The sequence below is a fragment of the Desulfosporosinus fructosivorans genome (assembly GCF_004766045.1).
GTDB lineage: Bacteria > Bacillota > Desulfitobacteriia > Desulfitobacteriales > Desulfitobacteriaceae > Desulfosporosinus > Desulfosporosinus fructosivorans.
On sequence record NZ_SPQQ01000003.1, the window covers coordinates 161138 to 187881 of the forward strand.

At 43.7% G+C, this 26744-nt stretch carries 25 protein-coding genes, 1 CRISPR repeat array and 3 riboswitches; of the genes, 23 read left to right on the plus strand and 2 right to left on the minus strand.

Features of this window, described 5'->3' with window-relative positions; genetic code table 11:
* Positions 1-51: 51 nt before the first annotated feature.
* Positions 52-162, minus strand: a riboswitch (cyclic di-GMP riboswitch).
* Positions 163-371: 209 nt separating this feature from the next.
* Positions 372-1187 carry a manganese catalase family protein gene (locus E4K67_RS08830; protein ID WP_135546062.1) on the plus strand — a complete coding sequence of 272 codons (816 nt, stop codon included), beginning with the start codon at positions 372-374 and terminating at the stop codon, positions 1185-1187.
* A 58-nt stretch (positions 1188-1245) separates the two neighbouring features.
* Here E4K67_RS08830 and E4K67_RS08835 read toward each other — a convergent pair whose 3' ends face one another.
* A complete protein-coding gene (locus E4K67_RS08835) occupies positions 1246-1476 on the minus strand; it encodes a CooT family nickel-binding protein (RefSeq protein WP_135546063.1) in 231 nt (76 codons plus the stop codon).
* 307 nt (positions 1477-1783) lie between these two features.
* Between E4K67_RS08835 and E4K67_RS08840 the strand changes: the two genes are divergently transcribed.
* The 20 genes from E4K67_RS08840 to E4K67_RS08935 all read left to right on the plus strand — a co-directional run bounded on the left by E4K67_RS08840 (position 1784) and on the right by E4K67_RS08935 (position 22887).
* Entirely contained in the window at positions 1784-2506 is a 723-nt protein-coding gene (locus tag E4K67_RS08840; RefSeq protein ID WP_135546064.1) for a nickel/cobalt transporter, read from the plus strand.
* A 167-nt stretch (positions 2507-2673) separates the two neighbouring features.
* Positions 2674-2856, plus strand: a riboswitch (cobalamin riboswitch).
* 388 nt (positions 2857-3244) lie between these two features.
* Positions 3245-4039, plus strand: coding sequence for an energy-coupling factor ABC transporter permease (locus E4K67_RS08845; RefSeq protein WP_420841529.1), 795 nt, complete (start codon positions 3245-3247; stop codon positions 4037-4039).
* Positions 4036-4332 (plus strand): energy-coupling factor ABC transporter substrate-binding protein, encoded by a 297-nt coding sequence (locus tag E4K67_RS08850; RefSeq protein ID WP_135546065.1) that lies wholly within the window; start codon positions 4036-4038, stop codon positions 4330-4332. Before E4K67_RS08845 ends, E4K67_RS08850 begins: the two co-directional genes overlap by 4 nt.
* A gap of 209 nt (positions 4333-4541) precedes the next feature.
* Positions 4542-5279, plus strand: coding sequence for a precorrin-6A/cobalt-precorrin-6A reductase (locus E4K67_RS08855; protein WP_135546066.1), 738 nt, complete (start codon positions 4542-4544; stop codon positions 5277-5279).
* 525 nt (positions 5280-5804) lie between these two features.
* Positions 5805-6020 carry a FeoA family protein gene (locus tag E4K67_RS08860; protein WP_135546067.1) on the plus strand — a complete coding sequence of 72 codons (216 nt, stop codon included), beginning with the start codon at positions 5805-5807 and terminating at the stop codon, positions 6018-6020.
* 77 nt (positions 6021-6097) lie between these two features.
* Entirely contained in the window at positions 6098-8107 is a 2010-nt protein-coding gene (gene feoB / locus E4K67_RS08865) for a ferrous iron transport protein B (protein ID WP_135546068.1), read from the plus strand.
* Positions 8104-8253 (plus strand): FeoB-associated Cys-rich membrane protein, encoded by a 150-nt coding sequence (locus tag E4K67_RS08870; RefSeq protein ID WP_135546069.1) that lies wholly within the window; start codon positions 8104-8106, stop codon positions 8251-8253. The genes feoB and E4K67_RS08870 overlap by 4 nt, the downstream gene beginning before the upstream one ends.
* A 259-nt stretch (positions 8254-8512) precedes the next feature.
* Complete coding sequence (locus E4K67_RS08875) at positions 8513-8866, plus strand: NifB/NifX family molybdenum-iron cluster-binding protein (RefSeq protein ID WP_135546070.1); 354 nt, start codon at positions 8513-8515, stop codon at positions 8864-8866.
* 522 nt (positions 8867-9388) lie between these two features.
* Positions 9389-9571, plus strand: a riboswitch (cobalamin riboswitch).
* Positions 9572-10238: 667 nt separating this feature from the next.
* The gene (locus tag E4K67_RS08880) at positions 10239-11789 is read left to right on the plus strand and encodes an ABC transporter substrate-binding protein (RefSeq protein WP_135546071.1); all 1551 of its coding nucleotides are present in this window, start codon (positions 10239-10241) and stop codon (positions 11787-11789) included.
* On the plus strand, positions 11737-12729 hold the full coding sequence (gene nikB / locus E4K67_RS08885; protein WP_135546072.1) for a nickel ABC transporter permease: 993 nt from the start codon (positions 11737-11739) through the stop codon (positions 12727-12729). The genes E4K67_RS08880 and nikB overlap by 53 nt, the downstream gene beginning before the upstream one ends.
* Positions 12726-13559: a nickel transporter permease gene (nikC, locus tag E4K67_RS08890; protein WP_135546073.1), complete on the plus strand. Its 834-nt coding sequence runs from the start codon at positions 12726-12728 to the stop codon at positions 13557-13559. The genes nikB and nikC overlap by 4 nt, the downstream gene beginning before the upstream one ends.
* Entirely contained in the window at positions 13537-14388 is an 852-nt protein-coding gene (locus E4K67_RS08895) for an ABC transporter ATP-binding protein (protein WP_135546074.1), read from the plus strand. The genes nikC and E4K67_RS08895 overlap by 23 nt, the downstream gene beginning before the upstream one ends.
* Positions 14366-15172, plus strand: coding sequence for an ABC transporter ATP-binding protein (locus E4K67_RS08900; protein ID WP_135546075.1), 807 nt, complete (start codon positions 14366-14368; stop codon positions 15170-15172). The genes E4K67_RS08895 and E4K67_RS08900 overlap by 23 nt, the downstream gene beginning before the upstream one ends.
* Positions 15173-15384: 212 nt before the next feature.
* Positions 15385-16236, plus strand: a complete 852-nt coding sequence (locus tag E4K67_RS08905; RefSeq protein ID WP_135546076.1) for a nitrogenase iron protein NifH — start codon at positions 15385-15387, stop codon at positions 16234-16236.
* A gap of 32 nt (positions 16237-16268) precedes the next feature.
* Positions 16269-17510 carry a nitrogenase component 1 gene (locus E4K67_RS08910; protein ID WP_158408441.1) on the plus strand — a complete coding sequence of 414 codons (1242 nt, stop codon included), beginning with the start codon at positions 16269-16271 and terminating at the stop codon, positions 17508-17510.
* Positions 17507-18706: a nitrogenase component 1 gene (locus tag E4K67_RS08915; protein ID WP_135546078.1), complete on the plus strand. Its 1200-nt coding sequence runs from the start codon at positions 17507-17509 to the stop codon at positions 18704-18706. The genes E4K67_RS08910 and E4K67_RS08915 overlap by 4 nt, the downstream gene beginning before the upstream one ends.
* Before the next feature lie 33 nt (positions 18707-18739).
* On the plus strand, positions 18740-19861 hold the full coding sequence (locus E4K67_RS08920; RefSeq protein WP_199242499.1) for an ABC transporter substrate-binding protein: 1122 nt from the start codon (positions 18740-18742) through the stop codon (positions 19859-19861).
* 46 nt (positions 19862-19907) lie between these two features.
* A complete protein-coding gene (locus E4K67_RS08925) occupies positions 19908-20921 on the plus strand; it encodes a FecCD family ABC transporter permease (protein WP_135546079.1) in 1014 nt (337 codons plus the stop codon).
* Positions 20918-21700 (plus strand): ABC transporter ATP-binding protein, encoded by a 783-nt coding sequence (locus tag E4K67_RS08930; protein ID WP_135546080.1) that lies wholly within the window; start codon positions 20918-20920, stop codon positions 21698-21700. The genes E4K67_RS08925 and E4K67_RS08930 overlap by 4 nt, the downstream gene beginning before the upstream one ends.
* 224 nt (positions 21701-21924) lie before the next feature.
* Positions 21925-22887 (plus strand): Rpn family recombination-promoting nuclease/putative transposase, encoded by a 963-nt coding sequence (locus E4K67_RS08935; protein WP_338031852.1) that lies wholly within the window; start codon positions 21925-21927, stop codon positions 22885-22887.
* A 306-nt stretch (positions 22888-23193) separates the two neighbouring features.
* Here E4K67_RS08935 and E4K67_RS08940 read toward each other — a convergent pair whose 3' ends face one another.
* Positions 23194-23412 (minus strand): hypothetical protein, encoded by a 219-nt coding sequence (locus tag E4K67_RS08940; protein ID WP_135546082.1) that lies wholly within the window; start codon positions 23410-23412, stop codon positions 23194-23196.
* A 129-nt stretch (positions 23413-23541) separates the two neighbouring features.
* On the opposite strand from E4K67_RS08940, the gene E4K67_RS08945 reads away from it, so the two are divergent.
* Both E4K67_RS08945 and E4K67_RS08950 read left to right on the plus strand, forming a co-directional pair.
* Positions 23542-23763 carry a helix-turn-helix domain-containing protein gene (locus E4K67_RS08945; protein WP_135546083.1) on the plus strand — a complete coding sequence of 74 codons (222 nt, stop codon included), beginning with the start codon at positions 23542-23544 and terminating at the stop codon, positions 23761-23763.
* Between the two features lie 372 nt (positions 23764-24135).
* Positions 24136-25438: direct repeats of the CRISPR family, unit length 32 nt; unit sequence GTCGCTTCCCACAGGGAAGCGTGGATTGAAAT.
* A 439-nt stretch (positions 25439-25877) separates the two neighbouring features.
* The gene (locus tag E4K67_RS08950) at positions 25878-26216 is read left to right on the plus strand and encodes a hypothetical protein (RefSeq protein WP_206752186.1); all 339 of its coding nucleotides are present in this window, start codon (positions 25878-25880) and stop codon (positions 26214-26216) included.
* Positions 26217-26744 lie beyond the last annotated feature (528 nt).

Genomic DNA, 26744 nt, shown 5'->3' on the forward strand with positions numbered 1-26744 from the left:
AACAAAAGGAGAGTAGCCTTAAAAAGACTGCTCTCCCCTGAGAAGTTCTGTGCTTGTAGTCTGGCGATCATAGCTTATCTCCAAAAGTAATGATTTCCGAATTTAGCCTTAGACCCATGACTTTAGCGTCCTTCGCTTTCGCGAAGTTTACCCCAACCGAACGAGACTATTAAGTTTCTTAAAATTATTATGACAGAATCTATTGTAGTATAACAAGTTACGATGAAATCGTCAATATATAATTATATGAGAAACAGACGACAACATACACCACGAGAAATATTCACGGATAAAAACCAAACATTAATCAGATACTATGTTTTGAAAATGTGTTACTCATTTTACAATATCAAAAAGGAGGTTTTTCTAAGATGTTTAAACACGTCAAAGATATGGAGTATACCGTACATGTGGATAGACCTGATCCGCGTTTTGCTGTCTTGTTACTGGAGCAATTTGGGGGTGGCAACGGTGAGCTTAAAGCTGCCATGCAATATTTCTCGCAGAGCTTAGGGTGTAATAATGTGCAAATTCGAGATTTGTTACAGGATATCGCGGCAGAAGAGTTAAGCCATTTAGAGATGGTCGGAGAGTGCCTAGCAATGCTGATTGGTCCTGTCGATAATATTCCCAGAGATTTCGCAGCCAATCATATGGCCTTGCTTGGAGGAGGTCCTCTATTGGTTAACTCTGCCGGCGTACCATGGACGGCAAACTTCGTCAATTCAACGGGAGATCTTTATACCGATCTTTCGTCAAATGCAGGAGCAGAACTGCGGGCTAAACTGATTTATGAGAGACTACTCCAACAAACGGACGACGCAGGAGTTAAAGACATGATCCGTTTCCTTTTAAGCCGAGAAGAATCTCATAACTTCTCCTTTATGCAAGCGATCGAGAGTATAAAAGGGAGTGGAGTCAACAAAGATTTCAGAGATTCCGATTTCTCAAAGAAATACATGAATATGTCGACAGGGCAGGGAGATAGCCGTGGCCCATGGAACGAGGGTAACGGAATTTCTTATGAGGATAATCCGAATGAGAAGTATGGTGGGCCAGCCCAGTACGGCAAAGATCCGCAAGTGACCGGAACAAAAGAAGTTGGGCCAGGATATAATGATCACACTCGAAACAATTCACAATATGCTCAACCACAGCCTCAGAACAGCGATAAGACAGTAAACTAACGATTCTAGAACAGGGTGAAATGCTAAAAGGGCACGATTTCTCGTGCCCTTTTAGCATTTAATCGTTATATTCGTGAGGATGTTTAATGTGCTTATGGTCGCTTGTTTTTTCTAAAACAATACGGTGGTTGAGGAGATTCATGTCCTTAATTCTTGCTTGGATAAACATTTGCTTTCCGAAGATATCCATGAGTTTAAGACCATTTTCGTAAGGCTCGATGGTATCGACCGATTCCATGAACAACACTTCATTTTCTCCATCCTTAACATAGGCATTAGCTTCACACATCACAGTTACTCCTTTTTTGTAAATTTAAAGGTCAGAGATTACCCGTGTAGGGCGGATCTAAATAGTTAATCTTAATAAATCAAGTTATATATTTATTCGACAGCAAGAAGGGATTCCCTGTAATTTTAGTAAATTTAACGATAGAATTCTCAAGAAAGAAATTCCCCAAGAAAGAGGGCTTTTTTATACCAGTCGGCCTCTCCTGCCGCTGAGCGAAACATGAGTGGGTTTAGAATTTAGTTGGAAAGTTCTTAGAAGACTCCCCATGGCATAGGTATTAGTGAAATCGGACAAGGAGGATGGAATTATGGATCTTATGTACACTATTCCCGCTGCGATTGGCTTGGGGGCACTTCATTCGTTAGAACCAGGACATGGAAAAGGGGTAATATCAGCTTATCTTATTTCTTCAGGTGCCAAGATCAAAGATGCCGTTGTGTTAGGGGTTATTTCGGCATTAGCCCACACACTTTCGATCGCACTTTTAGCCTTTTCTGCTTCCTCGACCATGAAAATACTCTTCCCACAAAACCTTGCTTATTGGTTCCAGCTACTGTCGGGTATAATAGTTATTTACATAGGATTAACTATTATCTCTCAGAGGATTTTCCCGATCCAAGGGGAAAGAAGTGCATCACAACATTCACATGATCATGGTCATGGTCAATGTAATCACGATCATAATCATGGGTTTGCAAATTCTTCAGGAGAGATGTCTCCATTAAAAGGGCTATTTTTGACGGGATTTTTCACTGGGCTTATTCCCTGTCCAACCGCCTTAGTCATTCTCCTCGCAGCAGTCTCAGCTGATAAAATTCCCTTTGGTTTGGGCTTAGTTGGAGCCTTTTCGATAGGAAGTGCTGTCACTATGGTGGGCCTTGGAATATTAGTCGTACGGGCTAGTAATTCGATAAAGCGGCTTGAAAAGTGGCACGTTGTAAATCGCTTAGCACTAGTGTCTTCGTTTTTAATATTATTCCTAGGAGGAGCGTTAATCCTGCAGGCCATAAGCCAGCTTGGAATATCCTGACTGAGCATGGTTAAATAAAGGGGAAATGCGATTGGTCTGAATTATACTATAGAGGCCGACATTTAGCGGTGAATTGGATTAGATCATCATAGTGGAAAAGGACATTATGGGCGCGAGGGAATAGAGTATTGACCATGTATTGCTTTTGTGATACATTTAATTTAGGACAATTTAATAAATGAGCAAGCGATTTTTCTTAAGGAGAAATCATAACAGGGAAGCTGGTGTAAATCCAGCGCGGTCTCGCCACTGTAACGGGGAGTTTGTGCCATATCCACTGAGGAAACTTGGGAAGGAGGTACTAAACGATGAACCTGAGCCAGGAGACCTGATTGCTCATATGCTTTACTCACGATGAATGGGTGGCAGGAATTATTTAATTCAGCCCTTCATATTTTGGAGGGCTTTTATATATTGTTAAGCGTACATAATAGGTTTCTCGAGGGAAACTGACCTTTTGGGTGAAAGTCTTGTTCAAGCGGGATCTGCTTTCAAAAATGCGAATGCGAACTTGAAGGTGGAAGAGAACGCATCGTCCGAGACAACCGATGCATTGCTGTCTTTATGATGAGTGATGTGAGGTTGTCTCTTTATTTTTTGAATTGGAGGAGTGAGGATGTAAGAGCAGAGTCTATGTTGACGTTAATATGAACACATTCAGCTAAAGTTGAACATCGAAGCAGAAGGTACCATTTCCACTTGAAGAAGTGGGAGTTCGCGATTGGATGAAAGGGGCCGATGATTATTATGAATCTACGTATGATTAAACGGATCAGTTTATTAATAGCCTACGTTTTGGCTATCTATATCGTCTTTCCCAATAATGCCTATGGCATGCATATTATGGAAGGGTTCTTGCCTTTCAACTGGGCCGCCTTCTGGTGGATCGCTATGATTCCATTTGTTATAGCTGGGGTACGTTCCATTAAGAAAACAGTGACGCTCCACCCTAATTTGAAGATGCTGCTCGGTATGGCAGGAGCCTTTGCTTTTGTCTTATCTGCCTTGAAAATTCCGTCAGTAACCGGTAGTTGTTCGCATCCTACAGGTGTGGGTTTGGGCGCCATTCTATTTGGACCTGCGGCAATGACTGTTTTAGGAATGATTGTCTTAATTTTTCAAGCCCTTTTGCTGGCCCATGGAGGAATAACAACCTTAGGAGCAAACACTTTTTCTATGGGGATCGTTGGCCCTTTTGTCTCTTACGGTATCTACAGAGGCTTAAAGAAACTGGGGGCTCCCCAGTGGCTCTCAATTTTTATGGCTGCAACGTTAGGGAATCTAATGACCTACGTGACAACCTCTATTCAGTTGGGATTAGCTTTTCCGGCGGCTTCAGGTGGAGTAATGGCTTCCGTACTCAAATTCATGAGCATTTTTGCGTTCACTCAAATTCCTTTAGCCATTAGCGAAGGTCTACTTACGGTGATGGTCTTTAATATTCTCACTACTTATAGTCAAAAAGAGCTGCAGGTTTTAACTGCCTTTACTGGCAAAGCCTTATCCTCTCTTAAGCGGGGGGTGAAAGCATGAAACTTTTTACTAAGAATATGATTATCTTGGTATTTGTAGCAATATTAGCGTTTTCCCCACTGTATTTTGCGAGTGATGCGGAATTTGCTGGTGCTGATGGTTTAGCGTCCGATGCGATCTCCGAATTTAACGCCGATTACACCCCTTGGTTTGAGTCATTTTGGGCACCTCCGAGTGGAGAGGTTGAATCCTTCTTGTTTGCCTTGCAGGCTGCGCTTGGAAGCGGATTCGTCTTTTATTACTTAGGTTATTCGAAAGGAAAATACAGCGTCGGAGAGAGCAAACGTAACTGACATAGGTACTCCCCCCTGCTGATTATCAATCTCTCCAGTCAAGAGGTTGATCAGATAAAGGCCAATGCTAGTGGTACCAATATCAATATCAAATCCAAATCCATAGGGCGGGTGGTCATTTCCGGCTTTCCCGCCCGAGTTTTATCCTTACACGTAGGATTGTATGGAGAGTTACGCTTTTTTTATAAGGGCTATGGAGGTTAACAAAAATGATCATTCTTTTGGGAGAAACGGCAGCAGCACGTGAGATCAGTGAGTATCTTCAAAATAGGGAGATTGAGTTTAAACGAATACTAACATGGACGGGAAAGGCCTTTTTACAAATTCCTTCCTCAATCCTTGATGCTAGCCCTCCTTCCAGCAGTGTAAAGTTGGCCCCTTTACGCCAATGGTGTGAGCAACGGGGCATTCCTTATCTAAGGTTAGAAAGACCAGAGACTGTCATTCCAGACAGTTCTTTAATATATCCAGTTTTTACATGGGAGGAAGCGCTGCTTGAGTTAGGACAGCGAATCGGGGCAGTACATGAAGCGAAAGAGCGAATAGTAACGATTTTCGTGACGACTGGCAGTCACCAACTGGAAAGCATAGTGCAAAGTGCCTTTGCTCGCTCTGCCCGTTTAGTTGTAAGAGTTCTGCCAGAAGGGCGCTTAGTTCAAAAATGTCAGGCTATGGGTATTGCTCCAAGGAATATCGTCGCTATGCAAGGGCAATTTTCGAAAGAGATTAATAAGGCTCTATTTAAATTCTATGGAGCAGATATAATATTAACCAGAGATAGCGGGTCTGCGGGTGGGACCGATACCAAAATCTCAGCAGCCTTAGAGTTGGGGATTGAGACTGTCCTAGTGAAAAGACCTAAGACGAATGTAGGTTTGACTGTGAATAGTGTTCAGGAATTACTGGATTGGGTGGATATTAATGAGGAATTGCAGCACTTTCGCTGAAAGACATATCTCCCACTGCAAAAGAAATTATTGACTGTACCCGTTCTTGGTTAGGTGATCATGACCTTCTAGATTTTCAAATATGCATCTATAGACGGCTAGGACTAGCAAAAAAAACGCTTATCGAATCGGTAAGCGTTTTTTTTTGACTGCTCTAGAATCGCTATTGACTTTCATTATCAATAGCGATAAAATTGAGATAAAGCATCGAAGGAGAGGAAGTTATGCCTTTAACGGTGAACTTAACCTTAACTGTTAGAGGATTAAGGTTGGTCTCAATAAAGGATTCGCTCAATGGTTGATGATTAAACAGTAAGGAGGAAAGGGTTTGACAAGGCCATTAAAGAACCTGAAACTGGCAGAGCATGTTTCCTAATTAGGTGATAACGATTATCATAATTCAACAGGGCGCTTGTTTAGACCTAAGCTAATTCTAGTAGTTTAATTCAGCATCAAAACGATTCATAATAAAACAGATAAGTAGTCAGGTTTATTAGCCTAATCTAACTTATCAAGGAGATGAGCATGATGTCTTTATCGAGAGGAAACCTAAATACACCTTATACAGTGAATTGTGTTAATACTGATCATGAAGATATTCGTGAATTTTTATTTACGCTTGGTTGTTATCCTGGTGAAAGAGTAACTATTATTTCAAAATTGGCATCTAACTATATAATTAACATCAAAGATGCAAGGTACAGCATAGACAAGGATTTAGCTGACGCCATTATTGTATAAGTAATCTTATAGGTATCATTAGGGCAGAGTTGTTAATTAAAGTTAGACAAAGCTAACTATTTAAGGGGAGGGAAATTATGAAGATCGCTTTAGCAGGAAATCCCAATAGCGGAAAAACAACATTGTTTAATGCTATTACGGGTCAAATCGAGCATGTAGGAAACTGGTCTGGGGTCACAGTGGAGAAGAAGGAAGGTGATGTTAAACAGAGCCTTAACCCGAGGAACGAAGACCTGGTTGTGGTGGACTTACCCGGTGCATACTCCATGTCACCATACACGAGTGAAGAGTCGGTAACCAGAGACTTTGTCCAAAACGAAAATCCTGATGTTATCATCAACATTGTTGACTCAACAAATATTAGCAGAAGTTTGTACTTTACTACACAATTACTAGAACTGGGTATACCCGTTGTAATTGCACTAAACAAGAGCGATTTGACAGATAAAAAGGGCAACACCATAGATGTCCCGGCATTGAGTGATGCACTTAAATGCCCCGTTATTGTAACCGTAGCGACAAAATCAGCAGATAACGGTTTGCTTGAACTGATAGATGCTGTAATAGCGCTAGGTAAGTCAAATAAAAAGCAAATCCCTAATATTGGAGTTGCAAAAAAAGCTTCAACAAAGGAGGAATTTGAAAAAGCCGATAAGAAACGATATGCGTTTATAAACGATGTTGTCACGGACGTTGAGAGAAGAAAGATAAGCTCGGAAAAGCAAACCTTACAAGACAAGGCTGATAGGATAATAGCTCACAAATGGCTGGGGATTCCGATCTTTGTAGTAATAATCTGGCTAGTGTTTTCGATCTCTCAGACCTGGGTTGGACCATTGTTCGCAGATATTTTTGTCGGATGGATAGACAAGGTGTACGAAGGTGTAGCCTCCCTGTTAGGCGAAAACGTAAACCCTGTCGTTGCTGCCTTGTTGCTTGATGGTATCATTGGCGGTGTTGGAGCTGTCATTGGATTTTTACCACTGATTATGGTGTTGTTTTTCTGCTTAGCCCTATTGGAAGACAGTGGATATATGGCTCGTGTAGCTATTGTTTTGGATAGATTCTTTAAAAAAGTTGGATTGTCAGGGAGATCTATCATACCTATGATTATTGGTACCGGTTGTGGTATACCCGGTGTTATGGCAACAAGAACCATTAAAAATGAAAGACAAAGACGCACCACTGCTATGTTAACCCCATTTATGCCCTGTGGAGCTAAACTCCCAATAATCGCACTTTTTGCCGGTGTTTTTTTCAACGATAATAGTTGGGTTGGAACTTCAATGTATTTCCTTGGAATTATCGTAATAATTATTAGTGCATTGATTATCAGAAGAATCACAGGAGATTATTCTAAGTCATATTTCATAATGGAGCTTCCTGAATACAGATGGCCAAGTCTAAAGAGAGCATCTATATCCGTGTTAATGAGAGCAAAAGCATTCATTGTTAAAGCAGGTACAATTATTCTGGTTTGTAACGCTGTAGTGCAGATATTACAGACATTCGACTGGCAATTCCAAGTAGTTGCGGAGACTGCGCCTGAAACAAGTATTTTAGCAGGTATTGCATCACCTTTAGCGCTCTTATTTATCCCCTTGGGCTTTGGCCTGTGGCAGTTTGCTGCAGCGGCAGTAACAGGATTTATCGCAAAGGAAAATGTAGTCGGAACCTTAGCTGTTTGCTTTAGTATAACGAACTTTATCGATGTTGAAGAATTAGCACTTGTTGGCGGCAGTGCGGAAGTAAGTGCGATATTCGGTATTAGTGCAGTAGCCGCACTTTCTTATCTGGTATTTAACCTCTTTACACCACCATGCTTTGCAGCGATAGGTGCCATGAGGTCTGAGTTGGAATCGTCTAAGTGGCTTTGGGGCGCTGTTGGTTTCCAAATGGGCATGGGTTATGTAATTGCTTTCCTTGTATATCAGATAGGTACTTTAATAACTACTGGTACATTAGGCCAAGGATTTATCGGTGGACTAATCGCTGTGGCGATTATAGTAGGATATGTTGTTTACTTAATGAGAAAAGGCAGTAAAAGCGCGCAAATATCTGCCGGAATGCAGTCGGTGAAAGTATGAACACAGTTGATTTTATAGTTATTGCTATAGTAGTGGCACTCGTTGCATTTGCCATATATAAAATTGTCAGAGATAAAAAAAGGGGTGTAAAGTGTTCTGGATGCAGCGGATGCTCCGAATGCTCCGAAAAGAACCAACTTAAATAGCAGCTAACCTTCTCCAATATGTTAATTATTGGAGAAGGTTTTTTTTACATCACCAAATTAACCGGTCCTAAAAGGAGTCCCTTATGAAAAGATAAGCAGGAACGCACAATACATATACGTTCCTGTCTAGCTAAATTTTTAAAAAAACTGATGAGGAGATAACGAACATGAGAAGAAGAGATGGGACATGTCCAAATAGGATGTGATATCATAAGTACAACTAGTCAGTATTAATAAGTAGCAAATGGAGGGAAAAATAGTGAATATTGCAGTTGTGGCAGATGGTGAAAGTTTGGAGAGTCAAGTATCGGAGAAATTCGAACTATGCTTGTACATGTTAATTGTTAATTTGAATGATTTAACTGTGACTATTATAAAAACAGAAGAATTATCAGGAACTTCACCTGAAGAAAATCTCGCTCGAAAAGTATTAGAATATAACTGTGAAGCTGTGATTACAGGAAATATTAATCAGACGGCATTTAATATACTTGCTGATGCTCAAGTAACAAGATATTTTGGAGCTGGGCATTCAGTAAAGGATGCACTTGAATTATCTGAAAAAAGGTTATTGGACATAATTAAAGAAGAGTGTGAGCATCATCATCAATAAATATTTGATTGCTATTTCTATCATCAACAATGGAGGCTTGTTGTGCCGTCCAAAATTGTGTAGAGAAAGCAAAGATTCCTATGTTTTTGTAGAAGTGCTAACATTAACAAAATAAAGTAAAAAAGGACCATGGAGGTCTGGCTTCATTGCAGAAGTCAGCTTCATGGTCTATTTTTTTACTCCAACAATGCAATGTGCTTTATATGGAGAGGGTGTCATAAACAGCGGGCGAGTGTTAGTGATGGACGCATCGCTTGTCCGGAGTGTGTGGGAAAATATGAGTCGCGAGTCTTGGTGTTAAATATATAGCAACTGGTATTCAGGAAGAGTAGGCATACCAGACATCACCTTGGCATGTTTAGAAAGGCCTATTTCGATTGGTATGTCTAAACATGTGATTGGATAATGAGAGGATGATTTAAGTGAGAAATTTGCAAATTTTTCCTGGCGAAGAGATGAGCCTTATTCGGAAAACTGTCGACACTTGACGATACAAAGCCATTGTGATAAGTTTAATTTGAAAAATATAATAGATGAGCAAACGATTTTTCTTAAGGAAAAATCATAACAGGGAAGCTGGTGTAAATCCAGCGCGGTCCCGCCACTGTAAAGGGGAGTTCGTGCCACATCCACTGAGGGGACTTGGGAAGGAGGCACTGAACGAAGAACCTGAGCCAGGAGACCTGTTTGCGCATATGCTTTACTCACGGTAGATGGGTGGAGGGACTTTGTTAATTCGGCCCTTCAGCTTTTGGAGGGCTTTATTTAATTGCTTCTTAAATTAAAGTGTCCATAAATAATTTCCCGAGGGAGATTGACCTTTTAGGTAAAAGTCTTGTTCAAGCGGGATCTGCTTTCAAAAATGCGAATGTGACTTGAAAGCGGAGGAGAACGTAGGTCCGAGACAACCACACATTACTATCGTAATGATTAGTAATGTGTGGTTGTCTCTTTATTTTTTCTTCGATGGCGAAAATCCCACTTTTAAAGTGAGAGTGGTACCCTTCAGTGACGAAAGTTGTTACTGGAGACTTTCGTCACTGACTTTTCCAAATAGGAACATTTAGCGCTATCCTCATGAACATAGCAGACAGCGTCAGAGCATGGCTATTGCTCGAGGAATCAGCCTAGGACCGATGTGGAAAAACTTTGTGATTCCTAACCCCTTGGAATTATTATCTGCATTGACGTTGTTTTCTTGCCGTTAATTAGGAGTGCTAGATACAGCGATGATGGGACGTTTTCTACAAGTCTGCGGTCTAAAAACAGTAAGCTAAAGATAAGTGCTTTATTCGGTCTAAGGCAGGAGTCTCGAACTGCCTGAACCGCTAAAATAAGAAGCAATAATACATATAGAGAAAGGTGGAGAAAGATGAAAAAGCGTTCTTATCTAGGGGTGATTATCGGACTGATCGTTTGTTTGATGGCAGCGGGGACTGGCTGTTCTTCTGAAACGACGAGCAGTAAGAACACGAAGGAGAAAAGACTCAGTTTTATCACAGTTTGGCCTGCCAATACGATGGATCCTCAGAGGAGTCATTTTAGTTTTATATTGAACTCTGGGACCATGGAAACTCTGGTTGGACTGGATCCCAAAACAACCCAACTTTATCCTTGGCTGGCGGAGAGCTGGAAGTCCGACGATGGTCAGCATTGGGAGTTCAAGATTCGTACAGGAGTCAAATTTCACAATGGGAAAGATATGACTCCGCTAGTGGTTAAGGATAGTCTGGAACGCTCGATTTCAGTGAATCCTGGAGTAAAGGCGTCTTTGAAGATCGCTTCTATCGAAGTGGCTGACAATACCCTGAAAATCACTACCGAAACTCCCTATCCGGCTCTTCCATCGGAATTAGTCCATTTTAATACGGTTATTATGGATGTGACTGCTTCGGAAGATAAGCCGCCTATCGGAACTGGTGCTTTTATGTTCGAAAGTTTCGATATTGCCAAAAGCGCTGAGTTGGTAAAATTCCCTGAATATTGGAATGGTGTTGCTAAGCTGGATCGGGTTTCCATGACCTTTAACGATGATGCAAATGCTCGGATGTTGGCGCTGCAATCAGGAGATGCAGATATTATTTATCGTCCGGGGCTAGATACTTTACAAACCTTGCGCGAAGATAACAAGGTTACAGTGGAAAGTTACCCGGGAAAACGGGTTTATCATTTGCTTTACAATTATGCTGGTAAAAATCAGGACTTATGGAGTAATGAGGAATTCCGTATGGGGATGGATGCTCTGATCAATCGTCAGGAAATTGTGGATAAGGTTATGAATAAAGAGGCTGTCGTAGCTTATAATCCGTTCCCTGGCAATAATCCGTTTTCGCCTGATCCAAAAACGCACGTCTATAGTACAGAAGACGCGCTAAAACATTTCCAGGCGGCTGGTATGACTGTACAGGATGGTAAGGTTCTTAGAAACGGTCAGCCTATTAAACTGCGGATGGCTACTTATATAGCTCGTCCCGAATTGCCGCAGATTGCCCAAATTGTTCAGGCTTCAGCCAAACAAGTGGGAATCGAAATGGAAATCCAGGTGGCTGAAAATATTGATGAATATCTGCCGCAAGGCAACTGGGATTTGGTAACCTATTCGCTGCTCACAACTACCAGAGGGGATGGTGCTTACTTCCTGAATGGTGCTTTCTTGTCTAATGGAATGCAAAATCATGGCCGCCTGAAGGTGCCGGAACTTGAGACATTGATAAATATTTACAATCAAACCATCGCTAAAGAAGAACGAGATCAAATGGCTAAAACAATTGCCACTATAATTGAAGACCGGGCCTATAATGCCTATATTGCTTCGCCCTATGAAACTGCTGCTTACCGGAAAAACGTGAAAGGTTGGGTGACTCCGTCAAATGAATTTGAGTTCCAAATGGTTACAAAGGATTTGGACGTGGTTTCTGAGTAAAGGGTGGCTGTTCCGTCGGTTGGGTGAAGCGATTCTTTTCTTATGGATCATTTCGCTGGTTAGCTTTGGTATTGTTCAAGTGGCACCGGGGGATGCGGCGCTGTCGCTCCTCCGGATTGATACTGTAGCGGTGACGGTCGAGCAAGTGGAAGCTTTGCGTCAGGAAATGGGCCTGAATGATCCAATCTACCAGAAGTATTTTCACTATATGAACAATCTGCTACACCTCGATCTAGGAGAATCAGTTATGACAGGACGCTCTGTAATATCTGAGCTGGCCCACGCTTTTCCTGCAACCTTTTTGCTGGCGGGCACTTCATTGGGACTGACTGTGGTTTTGGTTGCTATTTTTGGGTCTTTGGCAGCCCGCTATGCTGAGAGCTGGGTGGATAAGTTCAGCACCGGATTTTGTCTTATCGGGGCTTCAATTCCAACGTTTTGGCTAGGTTTGTTGTTGATCGATTTATTTGCTGTTCGTCTTCATTTGCTGCCTGCTGTGGGAATGGACAGCGGGAAGGGGTTGATTTTGCCGGCTCTCACTTTGGCAATTGCTATCGCACCGCCGTTTGTGAAAATTTTTCGCAATAGCTTGATCGAGTGTGCTCGCCAGGAGTTCATCTGGGCGGCCCGCTCCCGGGGAATTTCCGAAAAGCGGATTTTTACCCGGCATATTTTAAAAGGTAGCCTGATTCCAGTAGTGACGATTTTGGGAGTCAGCCTAGGAAGCTTGCTAGGTGGCTCTGTCGTGGTCGAAGTGATTTTCGGAATACCTGGCGTGGGCAAGTTGGCGATTGAAGCGATCACCCGTCGAGATTATGCCATTGTTCAAGGGTTTGTGTTAGCGATTGGTATTTTGATCTTCCTGATTAACCTAGCAGTCGATTTATCCTACCGCTATCTGAATCCGGCAATTTCCTTGAAGGAGGCTGAACGCCGATGATGCGGAATCTTTCTTGGGGCCTTTGGCTGACGGTTATTATTCTGCTGATCATTCTGTTCGGGCCCTGGTTGGCTCCGATGGATCCTAATTTGGTTGATCTCTCCAACCGCCTTCAACCACCGAACTCGGAAAATTGGCTGGGAACTGACCAATTGGGCAGGGATCAGCTTTCTCGTATTCTGACAGGAGGTCAGACTACTGTGGGAATTAGTTTACTGGCTTTGGCTTTGGCGATTCTGATCGGAGTGCCGATCGGTCTATTTGCCGGTTATTTGGGGGGGCGAGTAGACTGGGTGCTCATGCGCTTGGTGGATGGGTTCATGGCCTTTCCGGAATACATCGTCGCTATTGTTATTAGCGGCCTTTTGGGTGCGGGTTTCTTTAACCTGTTGTTCGCTATTCTCATTGTGAAATGGGTCGGCTATGCCCGATTGGTGCGCAGTGTAGCTTTTCAGGAAAAGTCCAAAGACTATCTGCTGGTCGCAAAGATTAGTGGCGCCGGTAGTTTCAGCACTCTCCGGCGACATTTGATTCCGCATGTACTTGGGCCGGTATTGGCCCTGGCGACGCTTGATGTCGGCAAAGTAATTCTGTTGGTAGCCTCCCTCTCCTATATCGGCCTTGGGGTCCAGCCACCTACTTCGGAATGGGGATCTATGCTGAACGAGGGTCGGGCTTTTTTCTCACGGTCTTCCTACTTGATGATCGTACCTGGGGTAGCGATCTTTTTAGTGGTATTTGTGATGAATAGCTTGGGTAATCAATTGGTGGAAAAATTTGGTTCAGATCGTCAGAAGGAGGATCACCATGGAATTGTTGAAAGTCCGTGATTTGAAAATCTTCACTCCCGATAACCGTTCTTTGGTTCATGGCCTTAATTTCTCTATTCATGCGGGTGAATGGTTTGCCTTGATCGGTGAAAGTGGCAGTGGTAAGAGCATTAGCGCCTTTGCGTTGTCAGCCCTTCTGCCAAACGGACTGCGGAGGGAAGTGCAGGAGATTCAGCTGTTGGGCAAAGATTTAAGCAAGCTTTCTGAATGGGAATTGAGAAAAATTCGTGGCACGGAGATTGCTTATGTCTTTCAGGATTATCAGAGCGCCTTTACTCCTTACTTCAGGTTAGGGAGGCAGATGGATGAAGTTATGCAGGCCCATACCGACTGGAGCAAGGGAAAAAGACAGACAAAAGCGTGGGAAGCTCTCAATGAAGTCGGGCTGGAAGGGGCGGAAGTCTACCGGCGTTATCCGTTCCAATTGAGTGGTGGGCAGCTTCAGCGAGCCGCTTTGACTCTGGCGATGATGATGGAGCCCAAACTTCTGATTGCGGATGAGCCGACCAGTGCTCTTGATGCGATGAGTGCCAATACGGTGCTGACCCTGCTTGCCCGATTGAAAAATGAAAAAGGGTGTGCAGTGTTATTCATTACCCATGACTTGCGGTGTGTCCGTCGCTATGCAGACCGGGTGGCCATCATGCAGAACGGTTCCATCATCGAAGCTGGGCCCAAACAGGAAGTTTTCAAAAATCCGCGCGAAGTCTATACCCAAAATCTGTTGGCTTCGGTGCCGCCGCTTTACAATCCGCCCCGGCGTCTGCCTATTTTAGGTCAAGAACCATTGGAAGAGGGTACTCTCTATGCAACTACTTCAAATGCCTAAGCTGGAGCAGCCGGAGGTGTTGCGGCTGAAAAACATCTGGAAAACTTATCATGGTGGCCATCCGGCGGTCAAAGGGATTTCCTTCACCATTCGGCGGGGAGAATGCCTAGGGCTGGTCGGCGAAAGTGGTAGTGGCAAAAGCACGCTGGCCCGTTGCCTGCTGACCTTGGAACGGATAGACAAAGGGGAGATTTGGCTGAACGGTCGCCCTCTGCATGAGTTGACTACTTCCCAGCTTCGCCAGGCCCGCCGAGAAATGCAGGTGGTTTTTCAAAATCCGTCAGGTTCTTTTAATAGTAAACTGACGATTATGGATTCTCTTTTGGAACCAATTCGCTGCCAGAATAAAGGTTGTCCGAGCTTTCTAGACAGCTTAAGTACGAGTGAGTGGGAAATTGCGAGTAAATTGCTGGAAAAAGTTCACTTGCCTGCGAGCTACCTGGCCCGTTATCCTAGTGAACTTAGCGGTGGTCAAAAGCAGCGGGCCGCTATCGCCAGGGCAATCAGTGTGGAGCCTTCCCTGATCGTACTGGATGAGCCAACTGCCAGTCTGGACGTATCGATTCAGGCTAGGGTGCTGAACCTTCTGAAAGACCTTCAAGAAGAGTTGGGTCTGTCCTATCTCTTCATTTCCCATGATCTCAGTGCAGTTCACTTTATGAGCGAACTGCTGATGGTCATGCAGCAGGGAGAGATGGTCGATGTCTGCAAAGGGAAAGAACTTTTTGCATCGAACCGGCATTCTTATACCAAACAGCTACTGGAGCTTTTTGATGGGGACTGAAACTAAATGCAAAATACTAGGATAACACATCAAAAAATAAGGGCAGTTTGCATTGAATAATCAAACACAATTAGCTGACCTCTTAGCACAAAAGATATTGATGCTGCGCAAATTTAGTATGCTAATTGAAAGAGCTATTTGCCAATTATTATAAGAAATAGATGCTGTAATCGACAATGTATGTAGTCTTATGGGATTGTGAGGAAATTAATATGAAGCTACAAAAAGAGCCTGACTGCCTGAAGATAGCGTTTTATGGAAAAGGAGGCATCGGAAAATCGACCGTGGCGGCCAATATTTCGGTAGCGTTGGCAATGCAGGGGCTTAAGACATTGCATATTGGGTGCGATCCTAAGGCGGATTCCACAAGATGTCTCGTAGGGCGTAAAGTTCCCACGGTCTTGCAACAATTGCAGGCCAAACAGCTTGGTATTTCTCGGCAGGACATTGTATTTCCCGGTTTTGGTGGTGTTAACTGCATTGAAGCGGGAGGCCCCGAAGCTGGTATTGGGTGTGCTGGAAGGGGGATCATCACCATGATGGAGGAATTGAAGTATCTGGAATTATGGGATGAAGCCTGGGACACTGTTATTTATGATGTTCTAGGGGATGTCGTATGCGGCGGCTTTTCGGTTCCCATGCGGGAAGGGTATGCCGATACCATTTATATTGTAACCTCCTCGGAATTTATGTCAGTCTACGCGGCTAACAATATCATGAAGGCGATCAGTAGAAGCCAGGAGACAAGGCCAGTGATTCTGGGGGGATTAGTTCACAACTGCAGAAATCCCGAGTCGAGTAGGGTAGCCGTTGAGCAGTTTGCCTATTTAACGCATACGCGGGTAGTGGCTGAAGTCCCTTTCAGTCGGGAAATTGCTCTTGCGGAACTCGAAGGTAAAACGGTTTTAGAAAAGTTCCCGGATTCAGAGGTAGCTTGTTTCTTCAAAGATTTGGCGGGCGTTATCACTGAGGATCAGGTTTATAGGCCAGTAAAAGCGCTTGAAGATGATGAACTGGAGAAACTTAGTCACTACGTGCTCGATCTGGAATTGCGAAAAGGATGAGAGACGGGTCGCGGAAATTGGAGGAAATAGAATTGTCTTGCACGGGATATATCAAAACGAGTAGCGGAGAAGGAAAGATTAAGCTAGCGGATATCTCAGACAAAATGCCACTCAATAGTTTCTTTGATAGGGGTATAGAAGATGATGATTGTGGGGAACTGGTCAATTTGGCCTTATGTGTGCCGGGCATCGATGTCGTGGCAGTAGGTCCCTCATCCTGCTCCAGAGTGTTATATTTCAGGGCCGCCCAAAAGGGTTTAGACGAAAGGTTATTTCTGTTTCCGGTCTCCAGCAAAGAGTTTACTACCGGGAATCATCTGAAAACCTTGGAGGAGGAGCTAGAAGGCCTTGTGAGTTCGCGACGGTCAAAAGCGATCATCGTTTATATTACTTGTGCCGATATTCTGACAGGTACTGAGTTTGTGAGCATAACTAAACGAATCGAAAAACAATATGGGATATCGATAAGGGTATTTGAGCGGGGGCCACTTTCCAGGAGAAGGACACTTCCTAAAGAACGACTAGCTAATATTTTTATCGATTTGCTGCAAAGGAGTGTCCTACAAGAGAGGAGAGGCCATATTAATTTGTTAGGCGATGCAGGGAAACTGCCTAAGGATTCTGGGCTGAGACAAATACTGAAGACCTATCCTACTGAGAAAATACGAGAATTTGCCGCGTTGAACTCCTACGAAGAATTTGAGGACCTGGCTAATGGAACGTTGAACATCGCCTTGGATCCCTTCGGTTATGATTTAGCGGTGCGCATGCAGGAAAAATGGGACACCCCTTTCATCTACTTACCCGCCCGCTACAATATGAAAGAGATTAAGCATAATTATGCGGCATTGATGGAGGGGTTGCAGGTCACCTGGGATTATAGCCAGGATGCTAAAGAGTACCACCGAGTTAGGGCAGAAGTGGCTGGGGCGTTGGCTGGTAAACGAATTGCGGTTGGGATTGGGTCTAGGTCTTTCGAGTTGGCTTATGCGCTGGAGTTGATGGGACTCCTTGTTTCTGCAATATTTGTCGAAAAAGTCAACGAAGCAGATATGACGTATATTCCTATGCTCTCCACCATGGGGAGTCAGGCGGAAGTTTATTTGGTTTCCAACATCACAGTTGAAACTCAGCTGGGTGAGTTTGAAGGAATAAATATCGCGCTTGGTAAAAAAGCAGCGTTTTATTGTCTGAAAGCCAAAGAACTATTGGTGAGTTCCGACTATCAATTCGGATATGAGGGGATTATGAAAATTTTGGAGGGCCTGCAATGAGCAGATTTTTGAACCGCCTGCCTTCGTTGGCTAGTGACTATTCTGGTGCCTGTTCTGTTCTCTTTGCTCTACCTTCACTTAACCTGCTATACTCGCCCGGCGGGTGTAGTAGCGCAGTCATCGAATGTGATGAGATCAGAGATTTGCGCCAGACCTTGTTCTTCAGTTCTAAGCTGGGGGAGATGGAAGCCGTCATGGGCGCAGAAGAGGAATTCCTATTTCAGGCAGAAAGGCTCTGGGCGCAAAATCAGCAGGCTGAATTCATGGCAATTATGGGTACGCCAGTTCCAGCGTTGACGGGGGTCGATATCGGGGCCATGGCGGATAGACTGTGCAAGCGGACAGGCTTGACTGTTTTGGCACTTCCTACGGAGGGGTTTGAGACCTATTACTCCGGGGTTTACCATACGCTGTTAACCTTGGGTAAGCGTTTCCTGGAAAGGAGGGAAAAGAAGATTAATCAAGTGAATATTATCGGGTATACGCCCCTAAGTCTGGGCAAGGAAACACATCTAACCGGACTCATTGACGAACTGGAGGAATTCGGTCTGATCATCAATTGTTCACCAGTAGAGAAAATAGACATGGAAACCTTTAAGAGCATGTCCTCTGCAGCTTTGAACCTTGTCGTGTCACATGAGGGTGTAGGGTTTGCTCAATATATGCAAAAAGAATACGAGATGCCCTATGTAATGAATGTGCCAGTGGGTTTGTGGGGCATGCAGCAGCTGTTTAAGGATCTGGCGGAGATAATCGATATTCCTCTGGGCTATGCAAGCAAGCATCGTTATGCTCCAACTAGTAAGGCAAAGTCTGGACAAAGAGCTGTCGTGATAGGCGAACCGCTCTTTGCTTCCTGCATGGCCTCTTGTCTGCGTAACGACTTTGGGCTTGACTATGTTAAACCAACCAGCTTGATGAAAATGGATAGACGAATGAAGAAAGTATATCTGGAAAAGGCACTTTCCGATGTTCATTTGTTTGAAGGCGAAGAAGCACTGGCAGAGTGGCTCAATAGAATTCAGCCGGATATCATTGTCGGAGACCCACTTTATCAGAGTCTGCTAGGCAAAGGCAGTGTCCGGTACGTGCCCATTCCCCATGTAGGGTTGAGTGGTCCTATGTATAGCGGTGAAGATTACGCGTTTATCGGAAGAAGTGGGTATGACTATTTAGCCAGTTTTATCGGCCTATAAATTTTTGATGACTATAATAGAGGAGGAATTTTTATGATGGAGCACTGTAAAAAATCAAGGCGCTTTTTATCGCTTTTGCTAGTTATTGTTTTTATGTTAAGCCTTGCGGGTTGTCAATCTAGTGGAGATGAAGGGAAACCGATCGCCGAGAAACCGTCTGAAACTAAAATTGTCACAGATCTTTTGGGGAATAAAGTAAAGATCAAGGCCAATGTGGAGAAAATTGCCGTTGTGCCCATCCCTTGGGCAACGATTGTTTATGCAGTTGATGGATCAGGCAAAAAGATTGTGGGTATGCATCCGTCTGCCATGAAGGCCTACCAAAAAAACATTTTAAAGGTCATGGCTCCTGAAATAGCCAACGCCAATTCGACGTTTGTCGATAATAACTTCAACATCAATTATGAAGAAGTAGCCAAGCTGAAGCCCGATTTGGTAGTTATCTGGGATTATCAGCCGGAAATTGGCAAGAAGCTTGCAGAACTTGGTATCCCTTCTGTGGCGATCAAATATGGTACCCTTGAGGATGTGCAAAACGGCATCAAGTTGGTCGGTGAGATACTGAACCAGCAAGAGCGGGCAGCTGCACTTATCAAGTACCAACAGGATACCAACAGCTATCTAAAGTCCAAGGAGAGCACACTTGCGGGCAAAAACAAACCTAAGACCCTGTATCTGAGAGATGAGCAACTGCAAGTAGCCACCGGCGAATCTGTGAACAAAATCATGATCAATAATGCGGGTGGAGTGAACGTGGCCGATGAAGTGACAGGAGACAGCTGGAAGAAAGTAACCATGGAACAAGTGATAGCTTGGAACCCGGAAGTCATTATCCTCAGCAATTTCTCCGAAATATTATCCGAAGATTTATATAAGAACAAGTTATCAGGACAAGATTGGAGTAAAATCGAGGCTGTAAAAAATAAAAGAGTGTATAAAGCCCCTATGGGGATTTATCGCTGGGATGCGCCGTGTGTAGAAACACCTTTGATGATCAAATGGCTAGGTAAGGTTTTTCACCCAGATGTGTTCACAGATTATGACATGAGAGCAGATCTAAAAACCTTTTATCAGAACTACTTCAATCACACACTGACTGACCCAGAATTAGATCAGATCTTGAGCAGCCAACTTAATCCTGATCTAAAAATATAAGCCAAACTATCTTTCTTCTCAAATTGAAGGGCAAGGAAAATACAGTATGATTTGTAAACAAAAGAACTTGAAGTTTGTGTGGTTTGCCATGCTGCTAATCTTGGCAGGGACGTTTTTTGTATCATTGTTCGGGGGCAGATATTTCATTGCTCCGGGTGAAGTCGGAAAAATATTAATCGCGGGATTCTGCGACGAGGCACAAGATAGCATAGCCGTTTCTGTGGTCTGGAATCTCCGCTTGCCGAGGACGTTGTTGAACGCTTTAGTCGGAGCTGGGCTGGCTGTCGCAGGGGCTTCGTTCCAGGGGGTTTTTAAAAATCCCCTGGTAAGTCCCGATGTGCTGGGTGTCAGCTCTGGCGCGGCGTTTGGAGCGGCCTTTGGCATATTGCTTTCGGGCGTTAATCAGCTGGCCACGGTCTTGGCGCTGGTCTTTGGCATCATGAGTGTATTTATGACCTATACCCTTTCTAAGCTACGCGGGGAATCGTCTACCTTATCGCTTGTGTTGTCCGGCATGATTATATCTGCGGTGTTCAGCGCCTTAATCTCGTTGATCAAATACGTTGCAGACCCCTACGACAAGCTACCTGCGATTACTTATTGGTTGATGGGGAGTTTTGCCAACTCCTCCTATAGTAATTTGAAGTTGGTTGGAGTTCCTATTCTCTTAGGCATTGTTGTGTTGATACTCCTTAGATGGCGAATTAATATCCTTTCTTTAGGGGATGAAGAGGCTTATTCTTTAGGAATAAACCCTGTGAGGACAAGACTGGTCATTATTGCTATGGCTACCTTTATTACAGCTGCCTGTGTGACAGTTACAGGCATCATCGGCTGGGTAGGTTTGGTTATACCGCATATCTGCCGCATGATTGTGGGAGAAGACCATAAGAACTTGCTACCTGCCTCTTGTATTGTTGGAGCAATCTTTATGATTATTGTCGATATGATTGCGCGGACGGCGACGGCTGCAGAAATTCCGATCGGTATCTTGACAGCCCTTGTGGGAGCGCCATTTTTTGCGATACTATTTAAAACATCGAAAGGCGATTGGCAATGATACTTGAAGTCAAGAATGGATATTACGGATATACAACAGATAATCTATTACAGGATATCAGCTTTACTCTCGGCGAGAAAGAGATTATGACCATCTTAGGTCAGAACGGTATCGGCAAAACGACGATTCTAAAGTGCGTGACGGGGATTCTGAAATGGCGGCAAGGTCAGACCTTGATCAATGGCCAGTCTATGGGGTCTTCGCGGGAAGCGCAAAAGCAAATTCCGATTGGTTATGTGCCGCAAGCGCATGGGCTCTCTTTTCCCTATACAGTCAGAGAACTTGTGATCATGGGTCGGGCCAGGCATATTGGGCTTTTTTCGGTGCCCTCTAAAAAAGACAAAATAATTGTGGACCAGGCGATTGATGAAGTCGGCATCACTTCTATTCGGGACAAGTCGTGTACTCAATTAAGCGGCGGGCAATTGCAACTCGTGTTCATTGCAAGGGCTTTAGCGAGCGAACCTAAGGTACTGGTTCTCGATGAACCGGAATCACATCTCGATTTTAGGAATCAGTTTATAATTATCAATCTAATTATGAGGTTGGTCAGGGAACGCGGCCTATCTTGTATCATGAATACACATTACCCGGAACACGCTTTGCGTATGTCCCATACTACGTTGCTCTTGGGACAAAATTCGTATTTGTTCGGTAGGACGAAGGAGATCATTACTGAAAAAAGAGTTGAAGAATATTTTGGAATTAAGGCAAAGATTTTGCCAGTGCCCTATAAAGGTGAGGAGATTAAGGCCTTCGTTGTGCTGGATAATATCTGAACGGGAAGAGGCGGAGGAAAATTAAAATTAGCCATTGTTGGTCAGGAAGTCGATGCACTGCCTCTGATTGATCCCCCAGAGTTTGAAAATACATGGGAGCGTGGATTGAAATCAATCTGGAGTAGATGATATATTATAATTAAAACTCCATGGCTGACACCTTAGTGGCGCGTCGTTGGTTCCGGATATTATTTTGCAGGTATCCTCTTTATCCGTCAAAAGGAGTGAGGGAATTGAGTCTTATCCATAAACCCCATGATAAATTTTTCAAAGAGACCCTCAGTGATCTTCAGACGGCTCAGGATTTTTTGCAAAACTACCTGCCTCGGGAATTCCTGGAATTCATGGACTTGGAGACCATCGCTTTGCAAAAGGACAGCTTTATTGAAAAAGAGTTGGAAGAAACCTTTTCCGATCTGCTATTCCAAACTAAAATCAATCATAAAGAGGGATATCTTTACCTTCTTTTTGAGCATAAAAGCTACCCCTCTCCCAAAATAGCCCTCCAATTGTTGAAATACATGCTGAACATCTGGGAACAAAAAACGACGGACCAACCCGCGGCCAAACTGCCAGTAATCATCCCTCTGGTGGTCTATCACGGCAAAGCACGCTGGAACAGTCCGGTGAAACTCTCAGGCCTAATCGAAGACTATGATCAGCTTCCTCTTGCCGTTGCCAGCTGCCTTCCGAATTTTTCCTACCTGCTGTATAATATCTCCCGCTATAGTAATGCGGACATCAAAGGGAGCGTTAAGCTTCAGATATTTTTAAAGTTGTTAAGAGACATCTTTGAACAGGACTACACGGTATTTCTGAAGACTTTAGAAGAATCTATCATGGCTTTTAATCAGCTGGAGAACCAAGGTAATGGGCTGGAATACTTCGAGACTTTTATTCGCTACATCATGAGTGCCAGAAATGATTTGGAATTTCAGACGGTCTACGAGCTAGCTAAAGAGATTTCTTTAGAAAGGAGTGAAGTCGTTATGACTATTGCGGAAAAGCTAATCACAGAAGGCATGGAAAAAGGCATGGCAAAAGGTATAGAAAAAGGCATAGAAAAGGGCATGGAGAAGGGTAAGCTGGAAGTGGCTGAAAATTTGCTGAGACTAGGTATGGGAATCGATATGATTATAAAGGCTACAGGACTGAGTGAAGAGGAAATCAGGAAAATAATGAATTAACCATAGAAGCCATATTGCCCTTGGACTGAACTCAGCAGTCCAAGGGCAATTTTTAGTTCTAAAACTGAGTTTACTGGCTGCCCCTTCGGCGCAATGCCGAGGAAAAAGGAAGGCAATGGCCATAATAACGGCGGCGACAGTGATCGAATAACGGAAACCGTTGAGCGCAATCCGCCGCTCCCAAATCTGTGTGGTACCCGGTTCCCTCGCTGTTTTTGATGGAGGAGGGTCCTCTGCTGCCAACTTCTCGGCCCAAATACCTTTGCCTGAAAACATTTGGGCCAATTTTACCCGATGTTTATTACGTTAATCCTTTACCATATTCACTATGTACGCAATGACTTCCTCCGGCGTTGGCTGTTCCCCCTTGTGGGGGATGGACTTCCAAAACGTTTGGGCCTGTGGTTCAGGACTTTTAATGGCTTCCGTTATGGCAATTTTAATGTCATGGTGCAGGGTTTCTTCGCTTACGCCCTTCTGCTTGGCAAGTTTTTGCAGAGCTTCTTTGGCTTTCGCAGTATCCATTTTATTCTCTCCCTTTCGTTAGTGTGTAACAAGTCTAACAAGACATGTTAGAGCTTATATGTTGATTCTACTAAGGGCATACTATATATGTCAATGATGCGGATTTCTAACGGACAAGGAGGGGTTCTGATGGAATACGGAACAATCAAAATAAAGCTGGATGAACTGATTAAAAAAGAAGGTATCAGCAAAAACAAGTTGAGCCACAGGGCAGAAATGCAGCGTTCTCAAATCAACAATTATTGTAATAACAGTATAAGCAGATTGGACATTGATGTTCTGGCCCGGATATGTACAGTGCTTGATTGTGACATTAGCGATCTGCTGGAATTTGTACCGCCGGAGAAATAACTTCGATTCGCAAGTGGCGATAATCGGGGGATATAAGGGGACGCTTCATTCTATAGAACGAAAAACATAAAACAGAATGCTGATTTGCAGAAAACGGATGGAGCAGCTTTCCTTGAAAAAAACTACTAAGGAACAAGGTTTTGCAAGCATTTATGGCGAAGATACATACAAGGAAACGAGGATACAATCATTATTTAGTGCTAGTGCGAATGTGTAGTGAACATAGAATTGCCGGGGGATTCGCACCGCGAAATGATAAAGATTTTGTTGAAATATGGTAGAATATTGGATTTGCGATTGTAGTTTGTGATGAAAAGTTTGAGAAATTAAACAGAAATCTTTAGTGAAGTGGTTTATTTATTATTTTTTGCTGTCGCTTCCCACAGGGAAGCGTGGATTGAAATGATAATGCCCTGGCCTTTTCCTCATCGGTAAATAGTCGCTTCCCACAGGGAAGCGTGGATTGAAATATAAGGATGAAATTTATTGCGCTTTTTGTTGACGCCGTCGCTTCCCACAGGGAAGCGTGGATTGAAATAAAAAGATATTGTTAGAGATCATATTATTGTCGCAAGTCGCTTCCCACAGGGAAGCGTGGATTGAAATCTTAAATCCTTGCGCTATATCCGTTTTCCAATCTTGTCGCTTCCCACAGGGAAGCGTGGATTGAAATATTTAAGGATTTGACTTGTTTTCGTTGCGCTTCTGTCGCTTCCCACAGGGAAGCGTGGATTGAAATATCTCGTTCCTCTGCTTGAGAGTATGCTATTGCCGTCGCTTCCCACAGGGAAGCGTGGATTGAAATTACTGCTATAACGAGGACTCAACCCCTACAACTAGGTCGCTTCCCACAGGGAAGCGTGGATTGAAATATTCTCTAAGGCTATTTCCAAGGCTTCGTTGTGGCTATGTCGCTTCCCACAGGGAAGCGTGGATTGAAATTGAAATCTTTTGTTTCGTTTCCTCGGAATGTTTAACGTCGCTTCCCACAGGGAAGCGTGGATTGAAATAAGATACAGAACTCCTTGCGCGCTTTGGAGATATGTCGCTTCCCACAGGGAAGCGTGGATTGAAATCGTCTGGTTTAATTAGATCGCCATAGCCAACCTTGTCGCTTCCCACAGGGAAGCGTGGATTGAAATATTGTCAATATCTGCGTAAGTTCAAGCGCATCGTTGTCGCTTCCCACAGGGAAGCGTGGATTGAAATTATAACCCAAACGGAAAGCCAAAGTGTGCACACCAGTCGCTTCCCACAGGGAAGCGTGGATTGAAATCAATACAGGAGCCACAGCGGTGGTTATGCCAGTCCGTCGCTTCCCACAGGGAAGCGTGGATTGAAATTCCGATTTCCATCGGCTGCCACACATCCTTATTTCGTCGCTTCCCACAGGGAAGCGTGGATTGAAATCCCTGTCCCTTTCCGATGAGTTGCATAACCTCCCGTCGCTTCCCACAGGGAAGCGTGGATTGAAATATGGCCGCTCCACCCTCTCGAACTCAATGACCCATGTCGCTTCCCACAGGGAAGCGTGGATTGAAATTCCGCTTCATCATCTTTTCGTAGTGCTTTGACTTTGTCGCTTCCCACAGGGAAGCGTGGATTGAAATGATTCTGGAACCTCAGCAATCCACTTACCGTCGGTCGCTTCCCACAGGGAAGTGTGGATTGAAATTTCTTTAAATATTGCTGTTATGGGAACGCTCATCCTCGCTCCTGGTATGGAAGCGTGGATTGAAATTAAAAACGGGCTGCCTGTTCGGACCATTTCAGCTCCAATGCCATTGAAGGTAATACTCTTACCTTGCAGGAAACAGCCTTGGTTCTTAATGAAGGTATTACAATCGCTGAAAAACTGCTTAAGGATCACATTGAGGTTATTGGGCACAAAGATGCTTATTTCTGCGTAGAAGAATTGCTGAAAGAGAAAATTCTACTCTGAAAAGATCATTATGGATATTCATAGAATCGTGCTGATGGACAAGGGCGTTTATTGCTTTGTACCTGTTCGCATTATAAGTGCAGTTCACACCCGCCACAGCTTTGGGAAATACCGATTCAGATGGAACAGCATCTTGCTGACTACGATAAGGTGAAACATGAGTTACATCCCATTGAACGTGTGGCTCTCTTTCATCTTAGGTTCATGCGGCATTTGCAGAGTAGTAGAAAGTTTCAAAGCGAATATGCAGGAATTAACTCGAAGCTTAGAGAAGTTTACGAAGTCAATGAATTTGACCGAGGAGTTTGTTTATAACTTGGTCGTAGGAGTATCAAACATGGAACAGCAAGCTGTCTTTTTTCTGAAATATCTGCCGATGAAAATATCATTGGTATCTATAGAAACATCCATATTGCCGACCTATTTAGGTTCTACTCTGCGCGGGGCGGTTGGACAGGATTTGCATTGCGATCCCCTCGCATATTATCCGGAATATTACCCACCGGCTTGAGGGCCTTGTAAAACGATGCGGTGGATGGGTCGATTCCTTGGAGGCAGCTCGTATTCAAGCCCTTTCAGCTCAAGTGGCTGTGATTTAAAATCATTTTGAGCTAAAACTCATAACACGTTATTCAAATTGGATAGGTGAAAAAATGGATTTCAGCGGTTTAACTAGCAGCATGGAGGTGAAAGGCGAATTGACGCCCTTTGTGCCCTAGTTGTTTGCCGCTCATACTTTGCATATCGGGCGTAATACAACTTTCGGTATGGGTAAGATTGAGGTGGAATTTACTTGATGGAGCGTGGGAGGAGAATGGTTAGCAGATAAATGGGAGCGTTAAAGCTTACAATAAACCTTGATGCGGGTGAAGCCTATTGATTTGGCCAGGGCAAAACTGGCAAAAGAGTTTAAAAAGAAATTGATGGAGTTAAAAGGTGAATAAGGTAATAGGGATTCCGGTCTTGACTTGGAATGTTAAGGATTTTAGAAAGCTGGAATGTGTATTTTACAGACCACAAGATTTAATATAAGTTCTTT